Origin of the sequence: Streptomyces sparsogenes (assembly GCF_001704635.1) — a bacterium.
GTDB classification, from domain to species: domain Bacteria; phylum Actinomycetota; class Actinomycetes; order Streptomycetales; family Streptomycetaceae; genus Streptomyces; species Streptomyces sparsogenes.
Window position 1 is genome coordinate 1 of sequence record NZ_MAXF01000073.1, and the last position, 19638, is coordinate 19638.

The 19638-nt window shown below is 69.1% G+C and carries 21 protein-coding genes, 1 tRNA gene and 1 pseudogene; 15 read left to right on the plus strand and 8 right to left on the minus strand.

The features are described 5' to 3' along the window. A partial coding sequence (locus tag BBH68_RS43105; RefSeq protein WP_245738061.1) for an IS1634 family transposase occupies positions 1-1328 on the minus strand: 1328 nt, incomplete at its 3' end. A gap of 336 nt (positions 1329-1664) precedes the next feature. On the opposite strand from BBH68_RS43105, the gene BBH68_RS14565 reads away from it, so the two are divergent. Together BBH68_RS14565 and BBH68_RS41460 are read left to right on the plus strand one after the other, a co-directional pair. Then, positions 1665-2180 carry a DUF4365 domain-containing protein gene (locus tag BBH68_RS14565; protein ID WP_245738062.1) on the plus strand — a complete coding sequence of 172 codons (516 nt, stop codon included), beginning with the start codon at positions 1665-1667 and terminating at the stop codon, positions 2178-2180. Positions 2181-2319: 139 nt separating this feature from the next. After that, positions 2320-3402 (plus strand): hypothetical protein, encoded by a 1083-nt coding sequence (locus tag BBH68_RS41460; RefSeq protein ID WP_141713001.1) that lies wholly within the window; start codon positions 2320-2322, stop codon positions 3400-3402. Positions 3403-3839: 437 nt separating this feature from the next. On the opposite strand, the gene BBH68_RS14570 is transcribed toward BBH68_RS41460, so the two are convergent. From BBH68_RS14570 to BBH68_RS14580, 3 genes are read right to left on the minus strand one after another with little or no spacing between them, the layout of a single operon-like run. Then, the gene (locus BBH68_RS14570) at positions 3840-4133 is read right to left on the minus strand and encodes a hypothetical protein (protein ID WP_065962452.1); all 294 of its coding nucleotides are present in this window, start codon (positions 4131-4133) and stop codon (positions 3840-3842) included. Further along, positions 4130-4564 (minus strand): ATP-binding protein, encoded by a 435-nt coding sequence (locus tag BBH68_RS14575; protein WP_065962453.1) that lies wholly within the window; start codon positions 4562-4564, stop codon positions 4130-4132. Before BBH68_RS14575 ends, BBH68_RS14570 begins: the two co-directional genes overlap by 4 nt. 45 nt (positions 4565-4609) lie before the next feature. Then, the gene (locus tag BBH68_RS14580) at positions 4610-5017 is read right to left on the minus strand and encodes an NUDIX hydrolase (protein WP_065962455.1); all 408 of its coding nucleotides are present in this window, start codon (positions 5015-5017) and stop codon (positions 4610-4612) included. Positions 5018-5129: 112 nt separating this feature from the next. Here BBH68_RS14580 and BBH68_RS14585 point away from each other — a divergent pair, with 112 nt between their 5' ends. The 10 genes and pseudogenes from BBH68_RS14585 (at position 5130) to BBH68_RS14625 (ending at position 12066) form a co-directional block, all read left to right on the plus strand. Then, a complete protein-coding gene (locus BBH68_RS14585; RefSeq protein WP_065962457.1) occupies positions 5130-5915 on the plus strand; it encodes a GntR family transcriptional regulator in 786 nt (261 codons plus the stop codon). Positions 5916-6100: 185 nt separating this feature from the next. Next, a pseudogene (locus tag BBH68_RS39320) lies at positions 6101-6452 on the plus strand (SCO3933 family regulatory protein). A gap of 5 nt (positions 6453-6457) precedes the next feature. Next, positions 6458-7834 carry an FtsK/SpoIIIE domain-containing protein gene (locus BBH68_RS14590; protein ID WP_065962476.1) on the plus strand — a complete coding sequence of 459 codons (1377 nt, stop codon included), beginning with the start codon at positions 6458-6460 and terminating at the stop codon, positions 7832-7834. A gap of 80 nt (positions 7835-7914) precedes the next feature. Then, a complete protein-coding gene (locus BBH68_RS14595; protein WP_065962459.1) occupies positions 7915-8511 on the plus strand; it encodes a DUF2637 domain-containing protein in 597 nt (198 codons plus the stop codon). Between the two features lie 16 nt (positions 8512-8527). Further along, positions 8528-8713, plus strand: a complete 186-nt coding sequence (locus BBH68_RS14600; RefSeq protein ID WP_065962461.1) for a mobile element transfer protein — start codon at positions 8528-8530, stop codon at positions 8711-8713. Positions 8714-8726: 13 nt separating this feature from the next. Next, positions 8727-8912: a hypothetical protein gene (locus tag BBH68_RS14605; RefSeq protein WP_065962463.1), complete on the plus strand. Its 186-nt coding sequence runs from the start codon at positions 8727-8729 to the stop codon at positions 8910-8912. Between the two features lie 39 nt (positions 8913-8951). Continuing rightward, entirely contained in the window at positions 8952-9248 is a 297-nt protein-coding gene (locus tag BBH68_RS14610; RefSeq protein ID WP_065962464.1) for a hypothetical protein, read from the plus strand. Between the two features lie 163 nt (positions 9249-9411). Then, positions 9412-10704 (plus strand): replication initiator, encoded by a 1293-nt coding sequence (locus BBH68_RS14615; protein WP_065962479.1) that lies wholly within the window; start codon positions 9412-9414, stop codon positions 10702-10704. Beyond that, positions 10697-10909, plus strand: coding sequence for an excisionase family DNA-binding protein (locus tag BBH68_RS14620; RefSeq protein WP_065962465.1), 213 nt, complete (start codon positions 10697-10699; stop codon positions 10907-10909). The genes BBH68_RS14615 and BBH68_RS14620 overlap by 8 nt, the downstream gene beginning before the upstream one ends. Further along, positions 10909-12066 (plus strand): tyrosine-type recombinase/integrase, encoded by a 1158-nt coding sequence (locus tag BBH68_RS14625; RefSeq protein ID WP_079150994.1) that lies wholly within the window; start codon positions 10909-10911, stop codon positions 12064-12066. The genes BBH68_RS14620 and BBH68_RS14625 overlap by 1 nt, the downstream gene beginning before the upstream one ends. 51 nt (positions 12067-12117) lie before the next feature. Here BBH68_RS14625 and BBH68_RS14630 read toward each other — a convergent pair. Then, positions 12118-12191 (minus strand) — tRNA-Gly (locus BBH68_RS14630). Between the two features lie 278 nt (positions 12192-12469). Here BBH68_RS14630 and BBH68_RS41955 point away from each other — a divergent pair. The 3 genes from BBH68_RS41955 to BBH68_RS14640 all read left to right on the plus strand — a co-directional run bounded on the left by BBH68_RS41955 (position 12470) and on the right by BBH68_RS14640 (position 13800). Further along, positions 12470-12634, plus strand: coding sequence for a hypothetical protein (locus tag BBH68_RS41955; protein ID WP_170066569.1), 165 nt, complete (start codon positions 12470-12472; stop codon positions 12632-12634). A gap of 84 nt (positions 12635-12718) precedes the next feature. Further along, positions 12719-13294 carry a dCTP deaminase gene (dcd, locus tag BBH68_RS14635; protein WP_065962470.1) on the plus strand — a complete coding sequence of 192 codons (576 nt, stop codon included), beginning with the start codon at positions 12719-12721 and terminating at the stop codon, positions 13292-13294. Positions 13295-13302: 8 nt separating this feature from the next. Further along, positions 13303-13800, plus strand: a complete 498-nt coding sequence (locus BBH68_RS14640) for a phosphoribosyltransferase (RefSeq protein ID WP_065962472.1) — start codon at positions 13303-13305, stop codon at positions 13798-13800. 142 nt (positions 13801-13942) lie between these two features. Here BBH68_RS14640 and BBH68_RS14645 read toward each other — a convergent pair whose 3' ends face one another. The 3 genes from BBH68_RS14645 to BBH68_RS14655 form a co-directional block, all read right to left on the minus strand. Further along, positions 13943-14890 (minus strand): Yip1 family protein, encoded by a 948-nt coding sequence (locus BBH68_RS14645; protein ID WP_065962473.1) that lies wholly within the window; start codon positions 14888-14890, stop codon positions 13943-13945. A gap of 152 nt (positions 14891-15042) precedes the next feature. Continuing rightward, positions 15043-16683, minus strand: coding sequence for an FG-GAP and VCBS repeat-containing protein (locus tag BBH68_RS14650; protein ID WP_107500868.1), 1641 nt, complete (start codon positions 16681-16683; stop codon positions 15043-15045). Positions 16684-16950: 267 nt separating this feature from the next. Further along, positions 16951-18411: an FG-GAP-like repeat-containing protein gene (locus BBH68_RS14655; RefSeq protein WP_065962474.1), complete on the minus strand. Its 1461-nt coding sequence runs from the start codon at positions 18409-18411 to the stop codon at positions 16951-16953. Positions 18412-19638: the final 1227 nt, after the last annotated feature.

Here is a 19638-nt window from a genome sequence, read left to right on the forward strand (position 1 = left end):
TGGACCAGGGCGGCGACGCGCCGGTTGTGCTGCACGAAGACCGGTGCGACCGCGAGGGGGCCTTTGAAGTCGTGGTAGCGGCGCTCGACCGCGCCCTGGCCTTTGTAGTGGATCAGGACCTGGGCCGGGTCGGCCTGGTCGGCGGGGATGCTGGTCAGCATCGCGTACCAGCCGTCAACGGCGGCCTCCGCGTTCAGGACGTTCTGGTCGAAGTACCAGGCCAGGGCGGGGGTGTCGTGCTCGTCGGTGGTGATGGTCCAGCGCAGGCAGGCGGTGACGCGGCGCTTGGCTGCGATGACGCCGGCCCGGGCCGCGACCTTCTCCCGGGTCTTGTAGTGCTGGCCGCCTGCCGCGCCGGCGAGCTTGTCCATCTCTTCCCTGGCCCGGGCCAGACGCTTCTCGCGGGCTCTGCGCTGGCCCGCCGCGACGGCGGTGGAATGGACCAGGATCCGGCGCAGCCGGTGCACCAGATCCCGTTTGCGGGGCCCGGCCAGGGTGTGGACGTCCTCCAGTACCCGGTAGACCTCCCGCTCACCGGCCGGCTTGCCCTCGTCCCTCTCGGGCACCCAGTCGACCAGATGTGCCTGCGTGAGGTCCAAGGCGGCATAGACCTCGTCTTTGACCTGCGCGGCCGGGACCGGCGCGATGAAGTCCACCCCGGCCGCGAGCAGTGCGGTGACGTTCGTGTAGGACACCAGCTTGGAATCGGCGACCATCAAGAATTTCCGCTCACCGGCCATGCCCCGCAGGTCCTTCATCGCCCCGACGACCTGGCTGACCTCGGCGACGCCGCCGCCGAAGACGCGGGCGTGGACGGGGATGCCGCCGTCGGCGGACACCGCGAGCCCGGTCTGGACCTGCTTCAAATCCACCCGCCGGTCCTTGGGATGCCCGTAGCTGATGACCGGGTACTGCTCGTCCTGGTCCTCGCTCGGGTAGGCGCCATGGACAGACATGCTGGTCATGTCCCAGTGCAGCCTCGACACGTCGATCCCGAACTCGGCGATCGCCTGCGCGCCGATAGTGCCCGCGATCTGCTCCAGCTTCGGTGCGATCGCGTCCAGGGCCCGGGCCAGACGGTCGTCGTTGAGCAGGTCCGGCTCAAGGCCGAAGACCTCCTCCACCGCCCAGGTGCGGGCCCAGTCGCCGACCCGCACCAGCGGTGCGGGCGAGGTCAGCCGGTTGGCCACCAGCGCCTCGATCACCTGCCCGTGGGTCAGATGCGCGCTCGCACCGCCCGGACACAGCTCGTCGACGATCCCGGCAACATCCAGCCGGCGCAGAAACTCGGCAGCGACAGGCAGAGCGCCCAGACGCTTCTCCACCACGGACGTCACCACCACATCAAGGCGCTGACGGACAGACCGTGGCCGCGGGGACCGGGAAGTCATCGACACACCCAACCCAACGCCACACCACCGGCCAAGGACACCCCCGGACCGGTCACACCATACGAATCAACGACCCGCGAAGTACGGGACTAGCCGCTGTCAGTGGCTCGTTCTACTGTTTGGGCATGACTTTCAGACAGTCCCTGGCCCGGGGCCCTCCGGTGATTTAGCCTAAAACCTCAACCGTCGGGGGAGGGGCACTGCGGCGTGGTGAGGGCAACGGAGCCTGCGGACGGCAGGAAGCCGCGCGCTAGCCACATCGAGGCCGTGGACATGCGCTACGTCACTCAGATGATGGAGCAGCTCCAGCAGGGGTACATCAAGTCCGTGGCAGCGACGGCTGGTCTTGCGGTCGAGATCGTGCCGGTTGACGTCTATGGCTACGACGTTCGTTTAATTCGCCCGCCGAGCGACCCCCTGGATGAGGAGTCTGCGGTCCTGGCGCAGCTCAAGTGCACCACCCGGATTGTCCCTGACCAGTCACGGGAGTACTTCAGCTACCAGTTCACCAAGCGTCAGTACTTCGATCACTTGGTGAAGCCGCGTAAGTACCCAAAGGCGATTTTGGTCGTTATGACTGCGCCGCCTCGTCAGGCAGAGTGGACCGAGGTTACGCACGACGGCCTGTGGACTAGACGATCTTGCTTCTGGGTATCTTTGGAAGGGGTCCATGTTGACCCGTTGGTAAAGAAGCCGACGGTGCATATCCCGACCAAAAATCGGGTGGATGCGCAATCTCTCTCGGAGATCCTGGATAAAGTCGACAGGGGTGAACCGCTGAATGACTGATGCGTCGAGCGTCACGCTCCCTGCGCGGGTTGACCCAGGAAAGCTGAGCGCCCTGCTAGAGGAAGCCGGCTGGCAGCGTATTGGCGGCAGGCGGGGGATCTATTCTCGCTATACACCACCAAAGTTGACGGATGCATGGTTGAACACCAGCCTGATGCTTCCCCTTGATGAGGGCGCACCCGAATTCGTCGACGCCATGAGATCGGCCCTGCTGCAACTGTCCCAGGATCGAGATTTCTGGATCAGGTCGATCTACCCTCGTTTGATTGTGGACGCTTCGGACGAGTTTAAATTCCGAAAGGAATCTTCGGCGCCGAGTGGATTTATCGCCTGGAAGAGTGGAGAGCGTCTTGTTGAATCTGCGCGCCGGACGCTTATTGCAGGGGCTAAGTCTTACATGGGCCCTGGCCGTCATTTCGTGAATAAGCACGGCCGTTTTGCTCATAGATATCTCGATCAAGTGCTCATGGGGCAGTCGGCTCCCGGTAGTTACATCATCACCGCTTACGCGCCGCCGAATGCTGGAGTTCCGCTTTCCGGATCTGCGGACACGCCCGCCTTCGCAGTTCCTGAGCTGGGGCTAGCCAGCGTCAGGGACGTGAGCCAAGCGGTGGTGAGGGCTGTGCAAGCGACTGCGGAGGCGCTGGAACACTACCGCGCCAGTGGGTCACTTTCGGGGTTCGAAGCCGGAGTCACTCAGGGAATCTCCTACGAGATGGCTAGTGCAATCCTCGGAATTGCAGAAAATTCCGATGGTGCAGATATTAGTGTTGACTGGGATCCCGTTACGCCTCCTCCAGGCGGGCTTGATTCCCGCTTTGAGTTCCGGGGGTCTGACGTTGATCCTTTGAGCAAGGCGGCAACGAGGTTGGCTGCCGATGCTTCCTCTGAGGTGTCAACCTTGATAGGTAGAGTTCACCTGCTAGCGAAGAAGCAAGCGGGAAGCCCTGGCGTTTTTGGTCTCGATTCTTTGTCGAGCGGGCGGGCCAAGAAGGTTCGCGTTCGCCTGTCAGACGAGGATGAGTATCATGAGGCTGTTAGGGCTCACGAAGAGGATCTAGCGCTAGAGGTTAGTGGGCGGCTCGAAAAAGAAGGAAACTTGAGCTGGCTGTATGACGCGACGGTTGTACGCACTTTGGGGCCGATTTCCGATTTCGTGCGTCCTTCTCGTGCGCCAATTGAAGGGCAGATCTCTCTCTTTGCTGAACGAGACAACGAATGAATCGCGTCACAACGTCTGCGTCCGGTTCTAGCTCCCACACCAGTTGGCCCTAGCTTCCATCCCGTCTGCCGTCGACCCACACACCGTGGAGCGGGCGTGGTCCCTGGCGTCCAGGTGGAGCGCGCCACTGTACGAACGACCTGGACGCCAGGGGCCGCGTCTGCTCGGCTCTGCCTGGGTCGACGGCAGACGGGATGGAAGCTCCCCACGCACGCCACTACGGGGCGGCACCCGCGTACGGCGCTTCATCCATCCCGGAGCCTGAGCGCCCCCGCCGGAGGCACCGTCTTTGACGGTTATCGCCGCCGCTTGTCGCACGTGGCACCCGGGCGGGCCGGGCGCCGGAGCGGGACGCAGGCAGGAGCGGCGGCGCGCGGGCCGGGCGGGTGCCGCGCCGCGCTTGCGCGGCGCCTTGAACCCGTAGAGAAGGTTGTAACTCACGTCTTGCGCTTGGCGCGTTGGTGCTCGATGTCCTTCATGACGCACTGGGCTCCGTTGATGATCCGTAGGAGCTTGTCGAGCACGTCTTCGCGGGCCGTCTGCATGAGCTGTTCCGGGGTTGGGGTGCTGTCGGTGGTGCCGGCCGGGGCCCAGAACGTCTTGTGGCTGCGTTCGCGGACGATCTGCTGACAGGTTCGGATGACCCAGTTCATCGCCACGGTGATCTCGTCCCGATGGAGCTGGTCCATCTCCCAGCCGTCGTTGTGGCCGGCGGTCGGCGGGGTGGTCATCGGGCCCCTCCTTGTGGGACGAGTGCGGTCGGGGTGATGAGTTCGGCGGTGACGGTGCGGCCGTGTTCGTCGCCAGTGATGCCGAGGTGGTTGGCGAGGGCCATGACGATGCTCAGGCCCCGGCCATGGGTGGCCTCCTGGTCCGGCTCGGCAGGGTGGGGCGTCTCGGGTTTGCCTCCGTCGTCGGTGACGGAGATCGCGACCACCTGCTTCGACAGGGCAAGGGCGACGTGGAAGGTCCCTGTGGGGCTGCCGCTGGCGGTGTGGGTCACGGCGTTGGTGCTCAGCTCGCTCACGATCAAAGCGGCGATGTCTGCGCATGGGTGGTCGCTGAGGATGTCGCGGGTCCAGCGGCGGGCGCGGCCGATCTCTTCTGGGAATCCTGGGCAAGTCAGTCCCCAGGCACGAATGCTACTCATATACTCGTGCATACAAGTTCCTCTATGCTGGTAGGGGCCATGGGCAATGGGTTCGTGCTAGATGAGTCGAACGCCGTCGTGGGCGCGGACGGCCGGCGGGGTCGTGTTGTCGAGCGCGTCCAGGACGCGGATCGCGTACGCCTCGTCGGCAAGCTCGATGACCTCGTCACGGGTGGCCCAGCGAAGTGCCCGGGTCTCCGCTCCGGTGGTCGGGGTGCCGTCGATCGCTTCGCAGCGGAAGACCATGGAGACGATCAGACGCGTCATGTTCTTGTAGACGCCGGTGAGGGTCGCGGGAAGCGCGATCTTGATTCCGGTCTCTTCGAGGACTTCGCGCTGAAGTGCGTCGGGGATAGTTTCTCCGGGTTCCAGCACGCCGCCGGGCGGTTCCCACTTACCGTTGTCCCGTCGCTTGATCAGCAACGCGCGGCCAGCGTCGTCGACGATGACCCCGGCGACGCTCACGGAGTGCGGGCGCTCAGTGCTCACGTTCCTCTGCCCTCTCGGCTGGCTAGGCTCTCCACCGTAGCAACCAGGGTCAGCCGCTCGTCTAGACACCTAAAGGAGTACAAACACAATGCCTTCTCTGACTTCCGTCCTGGGCGCGCTGGACCCAACCAGTGACCGGGCCGTGTTCCGGCAGATCGCTGACCGGCTTCGCGAAGCGATCGACAAGGGCCGTTTCAAGGAGGGTGACAAGCTGCCCTCGGAGACTGAGCTGGTCGAGCACTTCGGCGTCTCGCGGATGACCGTCCGCAACGCGCTGGCCCTGCTCCAGCAGGAAGGGCTCGCGGTCTCCGAGCATGGCAAGGGCGTCTTTGTCCGGCCCCGGCCGCCCGTGCGGCGCCTGGCCTCGGACCGGTTCGCGCGGCGCCATCGCGATCAGGGGAAGTCGGCGTTCACGGTGGAGGCGGAAGCCGCGGGAAGCCGCCCCGAGGTGGACAGCCTGGAGGTGAAGGAGGAGCGGCCCTCGCAGGACATCGCCGCCCGGCTGGGTTCTCCCCGGAAGGTGCTTGCCCGACGGCGCCGGTATCTGCTGGACGGGCGGCCGGTGGAGTTCGCCACCTCCTATCTACCGCTCGACCTGGCCCGTGACACCCCAATTGCTCAGCCGAACCCCGGCCCCGGCGGCATCTACGCCCGGCTGGAAGAGATGGGCCACCGCCTGGACCACTTTGACGAGGAGATCCGCGCCCGGATGCCCTCGCCCGCCGAGGTGCGCACGCTGCACCTGGCCTCGGGTGTGCCGGTGATCCACCTGATCCGTACGGCCTTCGACGCTGAGGGGCGGGCCGTGGAGGTCTGCGACACCGTGATGGCCGCTGACGCATACGTCCTCTCCTACCAACTGCCCGCCACCTGACAGGCTCGCCGGATGGCGCGCTATGCGGCCGTCGCGGGCCGCTTCTCTCAACTCGTACACACGGAGACGCATACTCGTATAGACGAGTGGGCAAGTTCTGTGGCATGGTGGTCCCCGTTCCCACTCGTTCGGGGGAGGACATCTAGACGACTAGATGGTTGTGTATGTGAGAGAAGGAGAAGAAGTTGCGTTCCATCCGTGTTGACGTGTCTGCCGCGACGATCCTGCTGACTGAGGCGCCTGAGCCGAAGGTGAAGGACCGGCAGACCGGCGAGATCGCCAAGGATGCCCAGAGCGGTGAGGCCCTGATGCGCCTGGGGGTCGTCTTCATCGACGGCGGGGAGTCCTCTCTGATTCAGGTGACCGTGCCGGAGAGCGGGGTGACCGACGGGCTTGCTCTCGGATCGCCGGTCACCCTGATCGGCTTGGTCGCCCGGCCCTGGGAGAGTGTGTTCAACGGGGCAGCAGCGGCACGGCATCGCCTTCCGGGCCGACGCCATCGCCCCGGCCGTCATACCGGTAGGTGCGGGGGCCTGAGCCTGATGACCGATGTGACGACGCTGTTGGAGGTGGGTGGTCCCGTTGCCGCGACGGTCGGCGGGGCCGCTTACCTCCGGGTCAAGCACCCGGCCGCGTACTGGTCCACGGTCGGCCTCCCGGTCTCCACGGTGAAGCTGCTCGGCTCGTACGGGGCGGTGATGGACGCTTGCGGGCTGACCGTGCCGCCGTCCCGGCTCCGGGCCTGGGCCATACACGCGCTCACTCGCCGAGAGGTCCGGCCCGTTCCGCCGAGACGCGGGATCATCCGGCCGACCTCGACCGGGTTGCGGCTCCGGCTGCGGCTGGCCCCCGGGCAGGAACCCGCTGACGTGGCGGCCTCGGCGGAACGGCTCCGGCACACCTGGGGCGTCCATGGCGCGTATGTCGAGGAGATCAAGCCGGGGGTCGTGGAGCTGCGGCTGATCGGCTTCGATGTCCTGCGGAAGGTGCGGATGCCTCGCAAGACAGCGGGCGGCTTCCTCAAGGTGCCGGTGGCGCTGCGGGAGGACGCCACGCCGTTCGTACGGGACTACCGGGCCATCCCGCATCAACTCACCCTCGGTGCGACGCTGTCGGGGAAGTCGATGTTCCTGCGGCATCTGATCACCGGCCTGGCACGGCAACCGGTCGCGCTGGTCGGGATCGACTGCAAGCGGGGTGTCGAGCTGGCGCCGTTCGCCCCACGGCTGTCGGCCCTGGCTACTGACCCTGTGCAGGCGGCCGAGCTGCTGCCCGTGCTGGTTGAGCTGATGGAAGACCGCTACGACCTGATCAAGGCCCGGCAGGGCATCGCCCCGAGCACTCCGGACGAGGAGATCACCTCTGACATCTGGGGGCTTCCGGAGGAGGAGCGGCCGGTGCCGGTGGTGCTGCTCGTGGACGAGGTGGCCGAGCTGTTCCTGATCGCCACCCGGAAGGACGAGGAGAGGCGGGACGAGATGGTCACCCAGCTCATCCGGCTTGCCCAACTTGGCCGCGCGGCAGGCATCTACCTGGAGGTATGCGGGCAGCGGTTCGGCGCCGAGCTGGGCAAGGGGGCGACGATGCTTCGGGCCCAACTCACCGGCCGTGTCTGCCACCGCGTGAACGATGAAGCCTCCGCCAAGATGGCGCTGGGCGACATCGCCCCAGAAGCGGTCGGCGCGGCCTGCGCCATCGCACCCGAGCGGCCCGGCCTCGCGGTCGCCGGGGACACCTCCGGCGGCTGGTCTCGCATCCGCACCCCCTATCTGTCTCTCGCCGACGCTGCGGCTACCTGTCGCGACAACGCGCACCTGGTGCCGGATCTGCCCGCGCTCAAGCCGTTCAGGCCCGCCGTGCCGGCCGTCCCGGTGAGCGCTCCCGTTTCGCTGGTCAAGCCCGTTCCGGCTGCCGAGTAATCCAGCATCGCCCGGTCGGCGTGACCGTTTCGCGCCATGTCCGTACCCCTGCCATGCCTGATTCCGGAAGGAGACTTCCCGTGCGCGCTCATCTGGCGCGTGTTGACGCGGTGCTCGTGCAAGCGGTCATCGCTGCCGCGTTGTCCTTCGCTCACCTGCATGACCTGGCCTCGGCGGCCGGGCAAGCCGGGTGGAAGGCGTGGGCCTATCCGGTGTCCGTTGACCTGCTGCTCGTGGCGGCTTGGCGGCGGTTGCGGTCCGGATCATCCAAGGCGGCTGGGTGGTGCTGGTTCGTCGTTGCCCTGGCTGCGTCCCTCGGGGCGAACGTCGCCACCGCCGGGCTGCTCGAGTTGGACGACGTACCGGCCTGGCTGCGCATCCTCGTCGCCGGATGGCCCGCCGTGGCCTTCCTCGGCGGAACCCTGCTCGCCCACACCGCGCCCGCCGTCGAACCGGTGCCGGAGGCTGTCGAGCCGGGAACCGCGGGGCCAGTCGCCGAGCCGGAGCCTGAGCCGCAGTTGCCCGCGCCGCATGTCCCGGCCGCCCTGGTCACCTACGCGCGCAAGCTCGCCGACGAACGTCACGTCCGCACCGGTTCGCCCATCGACCGTGACACCCTGCGCGCCCGCCTCGGCGTCCCTGCGCCGCTCGCTGATGCCATCGCTGCCCGTCTCTGAGAGGAGTACCACCCTCATGCTTCGCCGCTTCCGCAACATCGCCCGTATCGGCCCGGTCCGTGTCGGCACCGCCTACGACCAGCGGGGCCGTGAGAAGCACACCGCCGTATGCACCGCGCCGCGCTGCGACTTCTCCGCCGACTACACCACCCGGGCCGCTGCCGAGTTGGCTGCCCGTACCCACCGCTGCCCCGTCCGCTGAAAGGGGATCCCCCGTGACTGTCAGCCTGCCGCTGGTCTTCGTCCTGGGCGCCGTCACCTGGTTCGCGATCAAGTTCCTCGGCGTCCGTGTGTGGGTGGTCGTCGTGATCGCCCTGTTCGGCTTCTGGCTCTCCCACACCGTGCTCGCCCCGGTCATCGAATCCGGTACGCGCTCCGGCGTGGACGTCGTCAACCGCTAGCGCCACTCACCTAGACGAGTAGCTGACAGGAGATTCATCGTGTTCCGACCCAAGTTTCCCGAAGCCCCTGCCCTGCCCTCCGCTCACGTGATCAGCTCGACCGTCCCGGCCGTCCAACACGGGCACGCCCCGGCCTGCTCCTGCCAGCACACCGCCCCCGCGCCTGCACCCGCTCATCGGATGGTGCCCGGGCTCAGCGCTGGGACCGTCGCCGCCGTGGTCATCGTCGGCATCGTCCTGACGGCTCTGCTCGCCGCCGTCGCCCTCACGGCCATATCCGTCGCGGTCGCCGCCGTCGTCATGCGCTCACTGCTCACCAACCAGCGGCGCCGCTGAAACACCACACGACTGCCGGGGCGGCCTCGATACCGCCAAGCATCCGCCGCCCCGGCAGCCCAACCCCCTCTCGACCGAACAGCCGAAAGAGGTGACACCCATCATCACCCGCACCACCCCGCCACCGCTGCCCGAACTGGGCACCCTGGCAGCACTCGGCACCATGCCCGCCCTGCTCCGCCAACTCTCCGGCCTCGGCGGCTGCACCAATCCCATCCGCCTCGACGGCCACCGCACCGAACACGAGGTGAACAAGGACACCGGCGAGATCGGGCGTGTACTCCGTCACCTGGACTCCGCCGAGCTGCCCGCCGGGCATCTGCTGGTCCGCTGCAATAACCGCCGCGTCACCCGCTGTCCGGCCTGCGCCGAGGTCTACCGGCGCGACACCTTCCACCTGATCACCGCCGGACTACGCGGCGGCAAGGGCACCCCTGAGGAGGTAGCCACGCACCCACGCGTCTTCGCCACCTTCACCGCTCCCAGCTTCGGCCCGGTCCACAACCGGCCCACCGGGCCCGGCGGCACGATCCGGCGCTGCCGCTGCGGCGTCCGTCACGACCAGGACGACACGGCGATCGGGTCTCCGCTCGACCCGGACACCTACGACTACGAAGCCGCGGTGCTCTGGAACGCTCATGCGGGGCTGCTGTGGCGGCGCTTCTCAATCTACCTGCGGCGGGAGGTCGCCAAGCGGGCCGGGCTGACTCAACGGGCCTTCCGCGACTACGCCCGGCTGTCCTTCGCCAAAGTCGCCGAGTACCAGAAGCGCGGCGCCGTCCACTTCCACGCCGTGATCCGGCTGGACGGTCCGGAAGGCGGCGACACCCCGCCGCCGGCCTGGGCCACCACCGAGCTGCTGACCGACGCCATCCGTGCCGCAAGGGCAAAGGCAGAGGTGAAGGGGCCCCTGATCGATGGGCGGTCCCACCGCTTCGCCTTCGGCCGCCAGCTCGACGTACGGCCCATCCGTGGGCCCGAGCTGGACGGTGGGACGACCCTCACTGACCGGGCGGTGGCCGCGTACATCGCCAAGTACGCCACCAAAGGCGCCGAGACGGCGACCGGCGCTCTCGACCGGCCGATACGGCTCATCGCCGAACTCGCGCAGATCGACGTCCCCGAGCACACCCGCCGACTGATCCGTACCGCTTGGGCCCTCGGGGCCCGGAAGGACTTGGAAGACCTCCGGCTTCGCGCCTGGGCTCACATGCTCGGCTTCCGGGGCCACTTCTCTACCAAGTCGCGTCGGTACTCAACGACTCTCGGGGCTCTTCGTGAGGCTCGCGCTACGTGGCGTCGGGTCCAGGTCGCCACCGAGCTGGAGCAGGAGGAAACCACGCTCATCCTCGCCCACTGGGCCTACGCCGGTACCGGCCTCACCCCTGCCGAGGAATGGCTCGCCGCCACCATCGCCCCCGCCCCCGGAACGGAAGGAGAACCCACCCATGCGTGACCGGTACCTCAGCGTCAGAGAGGTCGCCGAGCTGCTGGGCACCACCGATCGTTTCCCCCGGCGCCTGGTCGCCGAGCGGCGCATCACCTACGTCAAGGTCGGGCGCCACGTGCGCATCCCGGAAAGCGTCATCCGCGAGTACATCGACGCCCACACCGTCCGGCCGGTACAGCCTCGGCGGCCGCGCCTTGGGAGGGCTGCCTGATGGCCAACAAGAAGGGCACCCGGCGTCGCTTCGGCGCGGTCCGTCAGTACCGGTCCGGGCGTTGGACCGCGAGCTACCTGGCGCCGGACGGGCAAGAGCAGCGTTCGCCTGGGACGTTCGACACCAAGAGGGACGCTGAGGTCTGGCTGTCTCAGGTTGAGGCGGACCTGACGCGCGGGGACTGGCAGGACCCCAACGCGGGCGCCGTCAACTTCGAGGAGTACGCCTCGCGGTGGGTGAAGGAGCGTGGGCTTTCGCCCACCACCGAGGAGTTGTACCGGCGCCTCCTGCGGCTGCACATCCTTCCCACCTTCCGGGCCTGGGACCTGGGTGAGATCACGCCCCCGCGTGTGCGGACCTGGCGCGCTGAGCGTTTGGAGTCGACCGGGACAACGACCGTCGCGAAGTCGTACCGGCTGTTGAAGGCCATTCTGGAAACGGCCGTTGAGGACGAGCTGATCCGCCGCAACCCGTGCCGCATTCGCGGTGCGGGCAAGGAGTCGGCCAAGGAGCGGCCTATAGCCACCGTTGAGCAGGTGGATGCCCTGGCCGACGCGATCGGGCCCCGGTGGCGGCTGATGGTCTACATCGCTGCGTACGGCCCTGCCCGCCCCGAGGAGCAAGCCGAGCTGCGGCGGCCGGACGTGGACCTCGATGCGGTCGGCGTGTGGGTTCGCCGGGCCGCGCCGGAGCTGACGACTGGGCGGCGCGTCGTCGGCGAGACCAAATCGGAAGCGGGGAAGCGCTTCATCGTGCTTCCGGCCTTCATGCGGAAGGACCTGGAGCGGCATCTGAAGTGGTTCGCCGAGAAGGAGCCGAACGGGCTGCTCTTCGTCGGCGAGAAGGGAGCGCCGTTCCGGCGGTCTTCCTTCGGGCGGAAGTGGCGACGGGCTCGGGACAAAGTCGGGCTGCCGGAAGATTTTCGTTTCTACGATCTTCGTCACACCGGGCACACCCTCTCGACCCAGTCCGGCGCGACGCTCAAGGACACCATGGTTCGTGCCGGCCAGTCCTCCGAGCGGGCCGCACTGATCTATCAGCACTCCACCATCGAGCGACAGAGGGAGGTGGCCGCCGGGATCGATGCCCGGGTGCGGGCCGATCGGCAAAGGGCCGCTGAGGCGGCATCTGGTGCGGATCTGGTGCGGGACGCCTAGAGAGGTCTAGACAACAAACAAGGCCCGGGTCGCTGACCTGGGCCTTCGTCGTGGAGCGGGTGACGGGAATCGAACCCGCGCTCTGAGCTTGGGAAGCTCATGTTCTACCATTAAACTACACCCGCGTAAGACACGATCTCTCGGTGTCGTACCGTCGCACACTGTACCCCATGGCTGACCCCCGGCGCATTCGTCGCGGGGTCTTTGGGTGTTTTTGGGAAGGTCTGTGGAGGGTTTTCCGGGTGGTTTCGGAAGGTGCGCGGGTGAGATGCGGGCGGGGGGAAGCGGGTAGGAGGGGGGCGGGAGTTGGGGCGTACGGTGGGGGCGGAGTGCCGCGTGGAGTGGTGGGTGGGTGATCCCCTAATGTGGCTTTTGTCGTCCACGTTCATGGGGAAGGGACTCAATGGAGCGCACCGTCGTCCGTTGTGCCGAAGGGCACGTGTTCAGCACCGCTTCGTTCCCGTTGCAGCACCTCACCGTCGACCGGATCGGCCCCGGCCGGCTGCTGCGCTGTCCGCGTTGTGCGCGGTTGCGGCAGGCGGTGCCGGTGGGGGGCGTGAAGCGGTAGTGGTCGGCGTCGGCTGCTGATCGCGGGGCCCGGTCCGTTTGGGCCGGGCCCAGGTCGTGGGTGGGGTGTGCGTATCCTCTTTGCGTGCTTCTCTCAGACAAGGACATCCGGGCCGAGATCGATGCCGGGCGGGTGCGGGTCGATCCGTTCGATCCGGTGATGGTGCAGCCGTCGAGCATCGATGTGCGGCTGGACCGCTTTTTCCGGGTGTTCGAGAACCACCGTTATCCGCACATCGACCCGGCGGTGGAGCAGCCGGATCTGACGCGGCTGGTGGAGCCGGAGGGGGATGACGCGTTCATCCTGCATCCCGGGGAGTTCGTGCTCGCCTCGACGTACGAGGTGGTGACGCTGCCCGACGACATCGCCTCGCGGCTGGAGGGGAAGTCGAGCCTGGGGCGGCTGGGGCTGCTGACGCATTCCACGGCCGGTTTCATCGACCCCGGGTTCTCGGGGCATGTGACCCTGGAACTGTCGAACGTGGCGACCTTGCCGATCAAGCTGTGGCCGGGGATGAAGATCGGGCAGCTGTGCATGTTCCGGCTGACCTCGCCGGCCGAGCATCCGTACGGGTCGGCGCGTTACGGCTCCCGCTACCAGGGGCAGCGCGGGCCGACGCCGTCGCGGTCGTATCAGAACTTCCACCGGACGAACGTGTGAGGCCCGGGGTGGGCGAGCAGCGGGAGAACCTGACGTACGAGGGCTTCGGCACGGCGGTGCGGGAGCTGGCGCAGACGATCGCGGATGACGGGTACGAGCCGGACATCGTGCTGTCCATAGCACGCGGTGGGGTGTTCGTCGCGGGTGGGCTGGCGTATGCGCTGGACTGCAAGAACATCCACCTGGTGAACGTCGAGTTCTACACCGGCGTGGGCACCACTCTCGACATGCCGGTGATGTTGGCGCCCGTGCCCAACGCGATCGACTTCTCCGACAAGAAGGTGCTGATCGCGGACGATGTCGCCGACACCGGCAAGACGCTGAAGCTCGTCCGCGACTTCTGCGTCGGCACGGTCGCCGAGGTGCGCAGCGCGGTGATCTACGAGAAGTCGCAGTCCCTCGTCAAGTGCGAGTACGTCTGGAAGCGCACCGAAGACTGGATCAACTTCCCCTGGAGCGTCGAGCCGCCCGTCGTGCGGCGGGGTGGGCAGGTTCTGGACGCCTGACCTGCTGGTCCGACACGCCTGACCCGCTGGTCTGGCATGCCTGTCCTGCTGGCCTGACACGCCTGACCTGCCGGGGGTCGGTGACAAACGGGTGAGGGGCCCTCTTGAGGGCCCCTCTTCTTGTGCCTCCGGTTCGGTCGTTCTACAGCGTGCCCAGCTTCAGCAGCGACAGCAGCGCGATCAGCTGGATCGCCGACGCCCCCAGCGCCTTCTGCCACGGCAGGTCGTGCGACTTGCTCACCATCGACGTGAACAGCACCCCCGCCCCCAGCCAGGTGGCCCAGCCCAGCACCTGCACCGTCGGGCTGTCCCCGCCGAGGAAGAGCGCGAACAGCAGGCGCGGCGCGTCCGTGATGGACATGATCAGCATCGACAGGCCGACGGCCGGGGCCCACGAGCCGTCGCCGCCGAGCTGGCGGGCGAGCGTGTGGGTGACCGCGCCCAGGATCAGGCCGCTGATCACGACGGCGACGCCGGTGACGAGGATCGCGGGGATGCTGTTGCCCATCGAGGCGTTCAGCACGTCCTCGCGGGCCTGGTCGAAGCCGAAGACCACCAGCAGGCCGTAGACGAACGTCACGATGAGGGCCGGGCCCCACACCGCGTAGTCGCGCATCTGCCAGAAGGTGGCCGACGGGCGCAGCACGATGCCGCTCAGCAGCTGCTTCCAGGGCAGGCGGGGGCCGGCGGGCGGGGCGGTGGAGGAGCCGGCGCGGTAGGTATGGGCGTAGCCGTCGTCGTACGAGCCGGGGCCGGGGCCGTAGCCGGGGTCCTGGGCGTACGGGTCGTAGGCGTCGGGCGCCTCGCCGATGCTGAATTGCTGGGTATGGCCCGGATCGTTGTTGCTGTACGAGCCGCCCGGGCCGCCTTGGCCGTAGCCGGGGGCGTGGCCCTGCGGCGGGCCGTAGTACGGGTCCTGGCCGCCGAAGTACTCCGGCTCCCCTTGTGAGGCGGGCTGCTGCCACTGCGGCTGCGGCGGTTGGCCGTACGGCGGCGCCTGCCGGCCGTACGGCTGCTGCTGCGGTGGTTCCTGCTGCCCCTGTTGCGCGGACCGGGGGTCCCGTCCGCGTCCGATCCTGAATCCAGCCACGATTCGAACGTACCCGGTCGTCGAGGCCGGGGTGCCGGACCTGTCGTAACAGGTCCGGCATTGCGGCCGAGCTGTGACATCCCCTAGGGGAACCCCGGGGGGTTGTCCCCCCTACGGAGCGGGGGTTGACCGGTCGGCCGGGGGTCGGCCGGTCAGCGGGCGTCCGTGGCGAAGGGCTCGCTGGTGAAGGCGGTCCGGTCGGCGGTGCCCTCGATGATCCACCACCACTCGGGCCGATGTCCGGAGAGGGCGAAGCCGGGGGCGCGGCCCCAGGCGAGGACGATCTCGTCCTTGCCGTCGTGGTCGAAGTCCCCGGCGCCGTGGAGCCGGGCGGCGCGTCGCTCCTTCGGTATCTTCTCCCCGTCCACGCGGGCGGGGACGGTACGGGCCAGGGTGCGGCGGCGCGCGATGTCGCCCGGGGAGTCGGGCCGGACGGTGATGATCTCGACGCCCCCCGACGCGAGGGGCACCGCCAGCTCGTCGGTGCCGTCCCCGTCGGTGTCGGCGGCGGCCAGGGCGCCCTCCATGTCCGGGATCTTGATTCCCCGGATCGTGGGCGTCTCTTCGAGGGGCGCGTTCTCGAGGCGCTTCCTCGTGTAGACGGTCAGCGTATGGGCCACCTCCGGCGCCTCCGTCTCGTAGCCGGGCTCGTTGTTGCGGGTGCCGGTGTCGCCGACCGCGACGTCCCGCAGGCCGTCCCCGTCGAAGTCGCCGAAGGCGATCGCGTTGCCCTCGCGCAGCGTGGGGCCGGTGCGGGCGAGGCCGTCCGGGCCCGCGGTGAGGAGTACGGAGGCGGACTGCCCGTTGTCGTCCATGGCGTGCACCACCAGGTCGGTGGGCCGGTCGCCGTCGATGGTGTCCGCGAGCAACCGCTCGATCTGGCCGCTGCTGTTGTCGCTGCCCAGCGGGGTCCGGTAGGGCACCGCCCGGGCGGCCCTGCCGTCCCGGCCGAACGGACCGTAGAGCACGAGGAAGGACACGCGGTCGTCGCGGATCATCGCCAGGTCATGGTGGCCGTCCCCGTTGAAGTCGCCCACCGTCGGCCGTGTCCCGTCCATGCTGTCGTCCGGGCCGCTCAGCGGAACGCGTGTGGCCCGGGCGCCGCGCCGGGGGCCGTCGGCGCGGCCCCAGGTGACGTACGGGGCGGTCCGTACGGTGGTGTGGAGGCGGTCGGCGTCAGCCTCGCCGAGCGGTTCGGAGACCGGGGTCACCAGGTCGGCGTAGCCGTCGCCGTCGAGGTCGGCCGTGGCCACCGTGGCCGGGGCGAGGGTCGGCGCGTCCGCGTCGCCGCGGGTGGGGAGGCCGAGGTCCTCGCCGGTGAGCACGGTGCGGGTGGCGGGGTTGAGGCCGCCCGAGGAGCCGTGGACGAAGGCGAGGAGGGAGGGCATGGCGTACTCCTCGTTCGCGAAGAGCGGGAGCGCGAGTTCCGGATAGCCGTCGCCGTTGATGTCGTCCGGCAGCTCGCTGCCCTTGCCCCGGGGGACGGGCGCCGTCGCGGTGGGGGTGGTGACCGGGGTGGCGGGGCGGCTGCCGGGTGCATCGCGGGGGGTGGGGGAGGTGGTGTGGTCACCCGACGTGGCCGGGGCCTTCCGGCCGTCCGGGCCGCCGCTGCTGCCTCGGCCGTCGCCGCCGGAGCCGCACGCGGTGAGCAGCGCCAGCGCCGTGGCGCAGGCCAGCGCGGCGGCGGTGCGGCTGGGTGCGGGGGTCCGGGGCCCTCGGCCAGGTCGGTCGCGTCGGTCGTGTTGGTCGCGTCGGTCGTGTTGGTCGTGTTGGTCGTGTTGGTCAGCCTTCATGGCGGTCACCTGGGTTACGGCGGTCGCCCCGCCGGGGAGGTAGGGGGCAGGTTGCAGGTGGGGGCGTGCGCGGGTGCGTATGCGCGGGCGTGCGTGCGGGTGGTGTACGGGGGTCTTCGTACGCGGCCTCGTACGCGTTCTCGTGCGGGGCCTCGTGCGGGGCCTCCTGCGGGTCCGCGTATGGGGCGTCGTACGAACCCTCGTACAGGTTCTCTTACGTGGGCTTCCCCGGCCCGGCCCCCCGCCGCCGGGCCCGGGAAGCCGCCTTCAGCCGCCCAGGACCGAGCCGAACTCGCTGTCCGTGTACGTGAAGCCGAACTTCGGCGCGCTGAAGGACGTCGCACCCGTCGTGGTGATCCCGCCGCCCGCGCCGCGCAGCACCCACACCGCGCCGTCCGCCGTGGCTCCGGGGGTGACGTCCTCGCCCCAGGCGCTGATGGCCACGTCCGCCCTGCCGTCGCCGTTGGTGTCCGTCGCGGCGAGGGCCGAGCCGAAGTGGTCGTCCTTCTCCCCGACGCCGGGGACGCCCGTGGTGTCCTGGTGGACGGCCTGGGCGCCGGTGCCGGTCAGGCCGTTCGCACCGCCCTTGAGCAGGACCACGGATCCGGTCGCGGCCACGCCGTCGACCTCCTCGCCGGGCAGGCCGACGGCCAGGTCCGCGTATCCGTCGCCGGTCACGTCGCCGGCCGCGACGGAGGCGCCGAAGTGGTCCACGTACTCGTTCGCCCCGGGCACCCCCGCCGTGCCCTGGTGGATGAGTACGGGGGCGCGGCCGGTGCCCAGGCCGTCCTGCGCGCCGTAGTAGACGGTGATCTGGCCGGCGGAGCCGGACGGGTCCTCGACCGAGTCGGGGCAGCAGTTGGTGCCCGAGCCGGTGACCAGGTCCGCGCGGCCGTCCTTGTCGAAGTCGCCGACCGCGGCGGACTCCGGGACGGCCGAGGTGCCGGTGGTCAGTTCGCGCTGGAACTCGACGCCGGCGGGGCCGCCGCTGTAGACGGCGGTCCAGGCGCCGCTCTGCTCGTCCGTGTCCTGCGAGCCGTAGACGACGATGTCGCTGTGGCCCGAGTGGGTGAAGTCGCCGGTGGCCAGGCCGTGGGGGTTCTCCCGGAAGGAGTCGGTGACGGGCATGGCGGCGGAGGGCCTGGTGCGGGTGAAGCCGTCGGCGTACGGGACCAGGCTGCTGCCGGTGAGCACGATGAGGTTCTGGCCCTGGTCGCCGTCGATGTCGGCCACGGCGACGTCGATGCCGAACGGGTCGCCGACCGGGACGCCCTGCCTGTCGTGGGGGACCGCGGTGCCGCCGTTCCTCAGGCCGTTCGGGCCGCCCCAGAGGACGGTGACCGAGCCGGTCCCGGGGCTGCCGTCGTTGGCCTTCTCGCCGCTGGAGGCGACGACCAGGTCGTCGTAGCCGTCGCCGTCCAGGTCGCCGCTCGCGATGTCGGAGCCGAAGCCGTCGCCCGTCTCGGGGGTGCCGGGGACGTCGGAGGAGGCCTGGGTGACGGTGACGGAACGGGACGGGGAGACGCCGCTCGCCGAGCCGTAGAGCACCACGACACTGCCGGCACCGGCCTGGCCGTTCACGGGCGCCTTGGGCGTGGCGGTGACGAGGTCGGCGTAGCCGTCGCCATTGAAGTCGTCCTGCGCGGAGGCGGCCGCCGCGGGCTGGGCGCCGGCGGTCGCCGCGTGGGCGGCCGGGGCGGCGAGGGTGCCGAGGGCGCCGATGGCCATGGCCGTGACGGCGGTGGCGATGGCGAGGGTCCGTGGGCGCGATGCGGGCGATGCCGGGGAAGTGGGCGATGCGGGGAAGAGAGGCAAAAGGACTCCCATGGGTGGGGACAGGTCGAGAGGTAGAGCGAACGGCTCCCGGCCGGTGTGACTCGCGACGCGCGGGGAGGGTTGCGCGGCGGTGGTGCGAGGGTGTTGTGAAGGTGAACTGGCCAGGGGCGCAGGTCAGTTGGGGTTCCGGGTGAGGGAGGATGGGGGTGAAGCGCCCTCGCGGGTCCGTGGGGCGAGACGGACCCATCGGGGGCTTCTGGGACATATGAGGTTCGGAACATCTGGTTGGCTGTAGAGATGACTTTTGGTGCGGAAGGGCTGTTCAGGACATTTCTGTGCGGAGGTTTGGGGCATGATCCTGTTGGGATCCGCAACCTTGTTGTGAGAAGGGTCATTTCGCGGTCAGGATCGAGTCATGTTCGGAGCGGTTGAGGCGGGGGGCGGCCATGGTCGTACTGCACGGCATGCGGGTGGTTGTTGATCCGGTGAGAAACCGGCGGGGGCAGGGGGTGAGCGGAGCGTAGTCAGATGTCGGACACAACTGGTCAGCCGGCCGCGGCGGATGCCGCTCGCCCGCCGGACGACGAGAGCGACAGAAGCGGCGACATGGCCGGATCCTTCGGTCTGTCCCGAGTCCCCTTGGCCCGGGCGCTGGCCGACCGGCGGCCGGGCGGACGACGCGCACGGCCGCGTCCGAAAAACGACGGCCCGCGGTCTGAGAGCGATGCCGGGCGGTCTGAGAAGGATGCCGGGCGGTCTGAGAGCGATGCCGGACGGTCTGAGGGTGAGGCCAGGCTCCCCGAGAGCGGCGCCCCGCGTCCCAAGAGCGGCGCCCCGCGTCCCGAGAGCGGCGCTCCGCGTCCGGAGCACGCCCCCTCGCCGCAGCCCGATCCGGCCCTGGTCCAGGTCCAGGTCCATGTGCAGGTCCAGGCCCAAACAGCGGCCCAGGCCCCGGCCCAGGCAGCGGCCCCGGCCCAGGCCCCCGCACCGGCGTTAGACGGCGGGCCCGCGCCCGCCCCGGAGCGCGAAGGTCCTGCCCCGGCACCCTCCAGCCCCCAAGGCCCCGCCCCGGAGGCCCCGGGCCCCGAAACCCGCGCCCCGGAGCCCGAAACCCGTGCCCCGGGCCCCGGAACCCGCGCCCCGGCACCCCCCGAGCCCCCCCCCCCCCCCCCCCCCGCC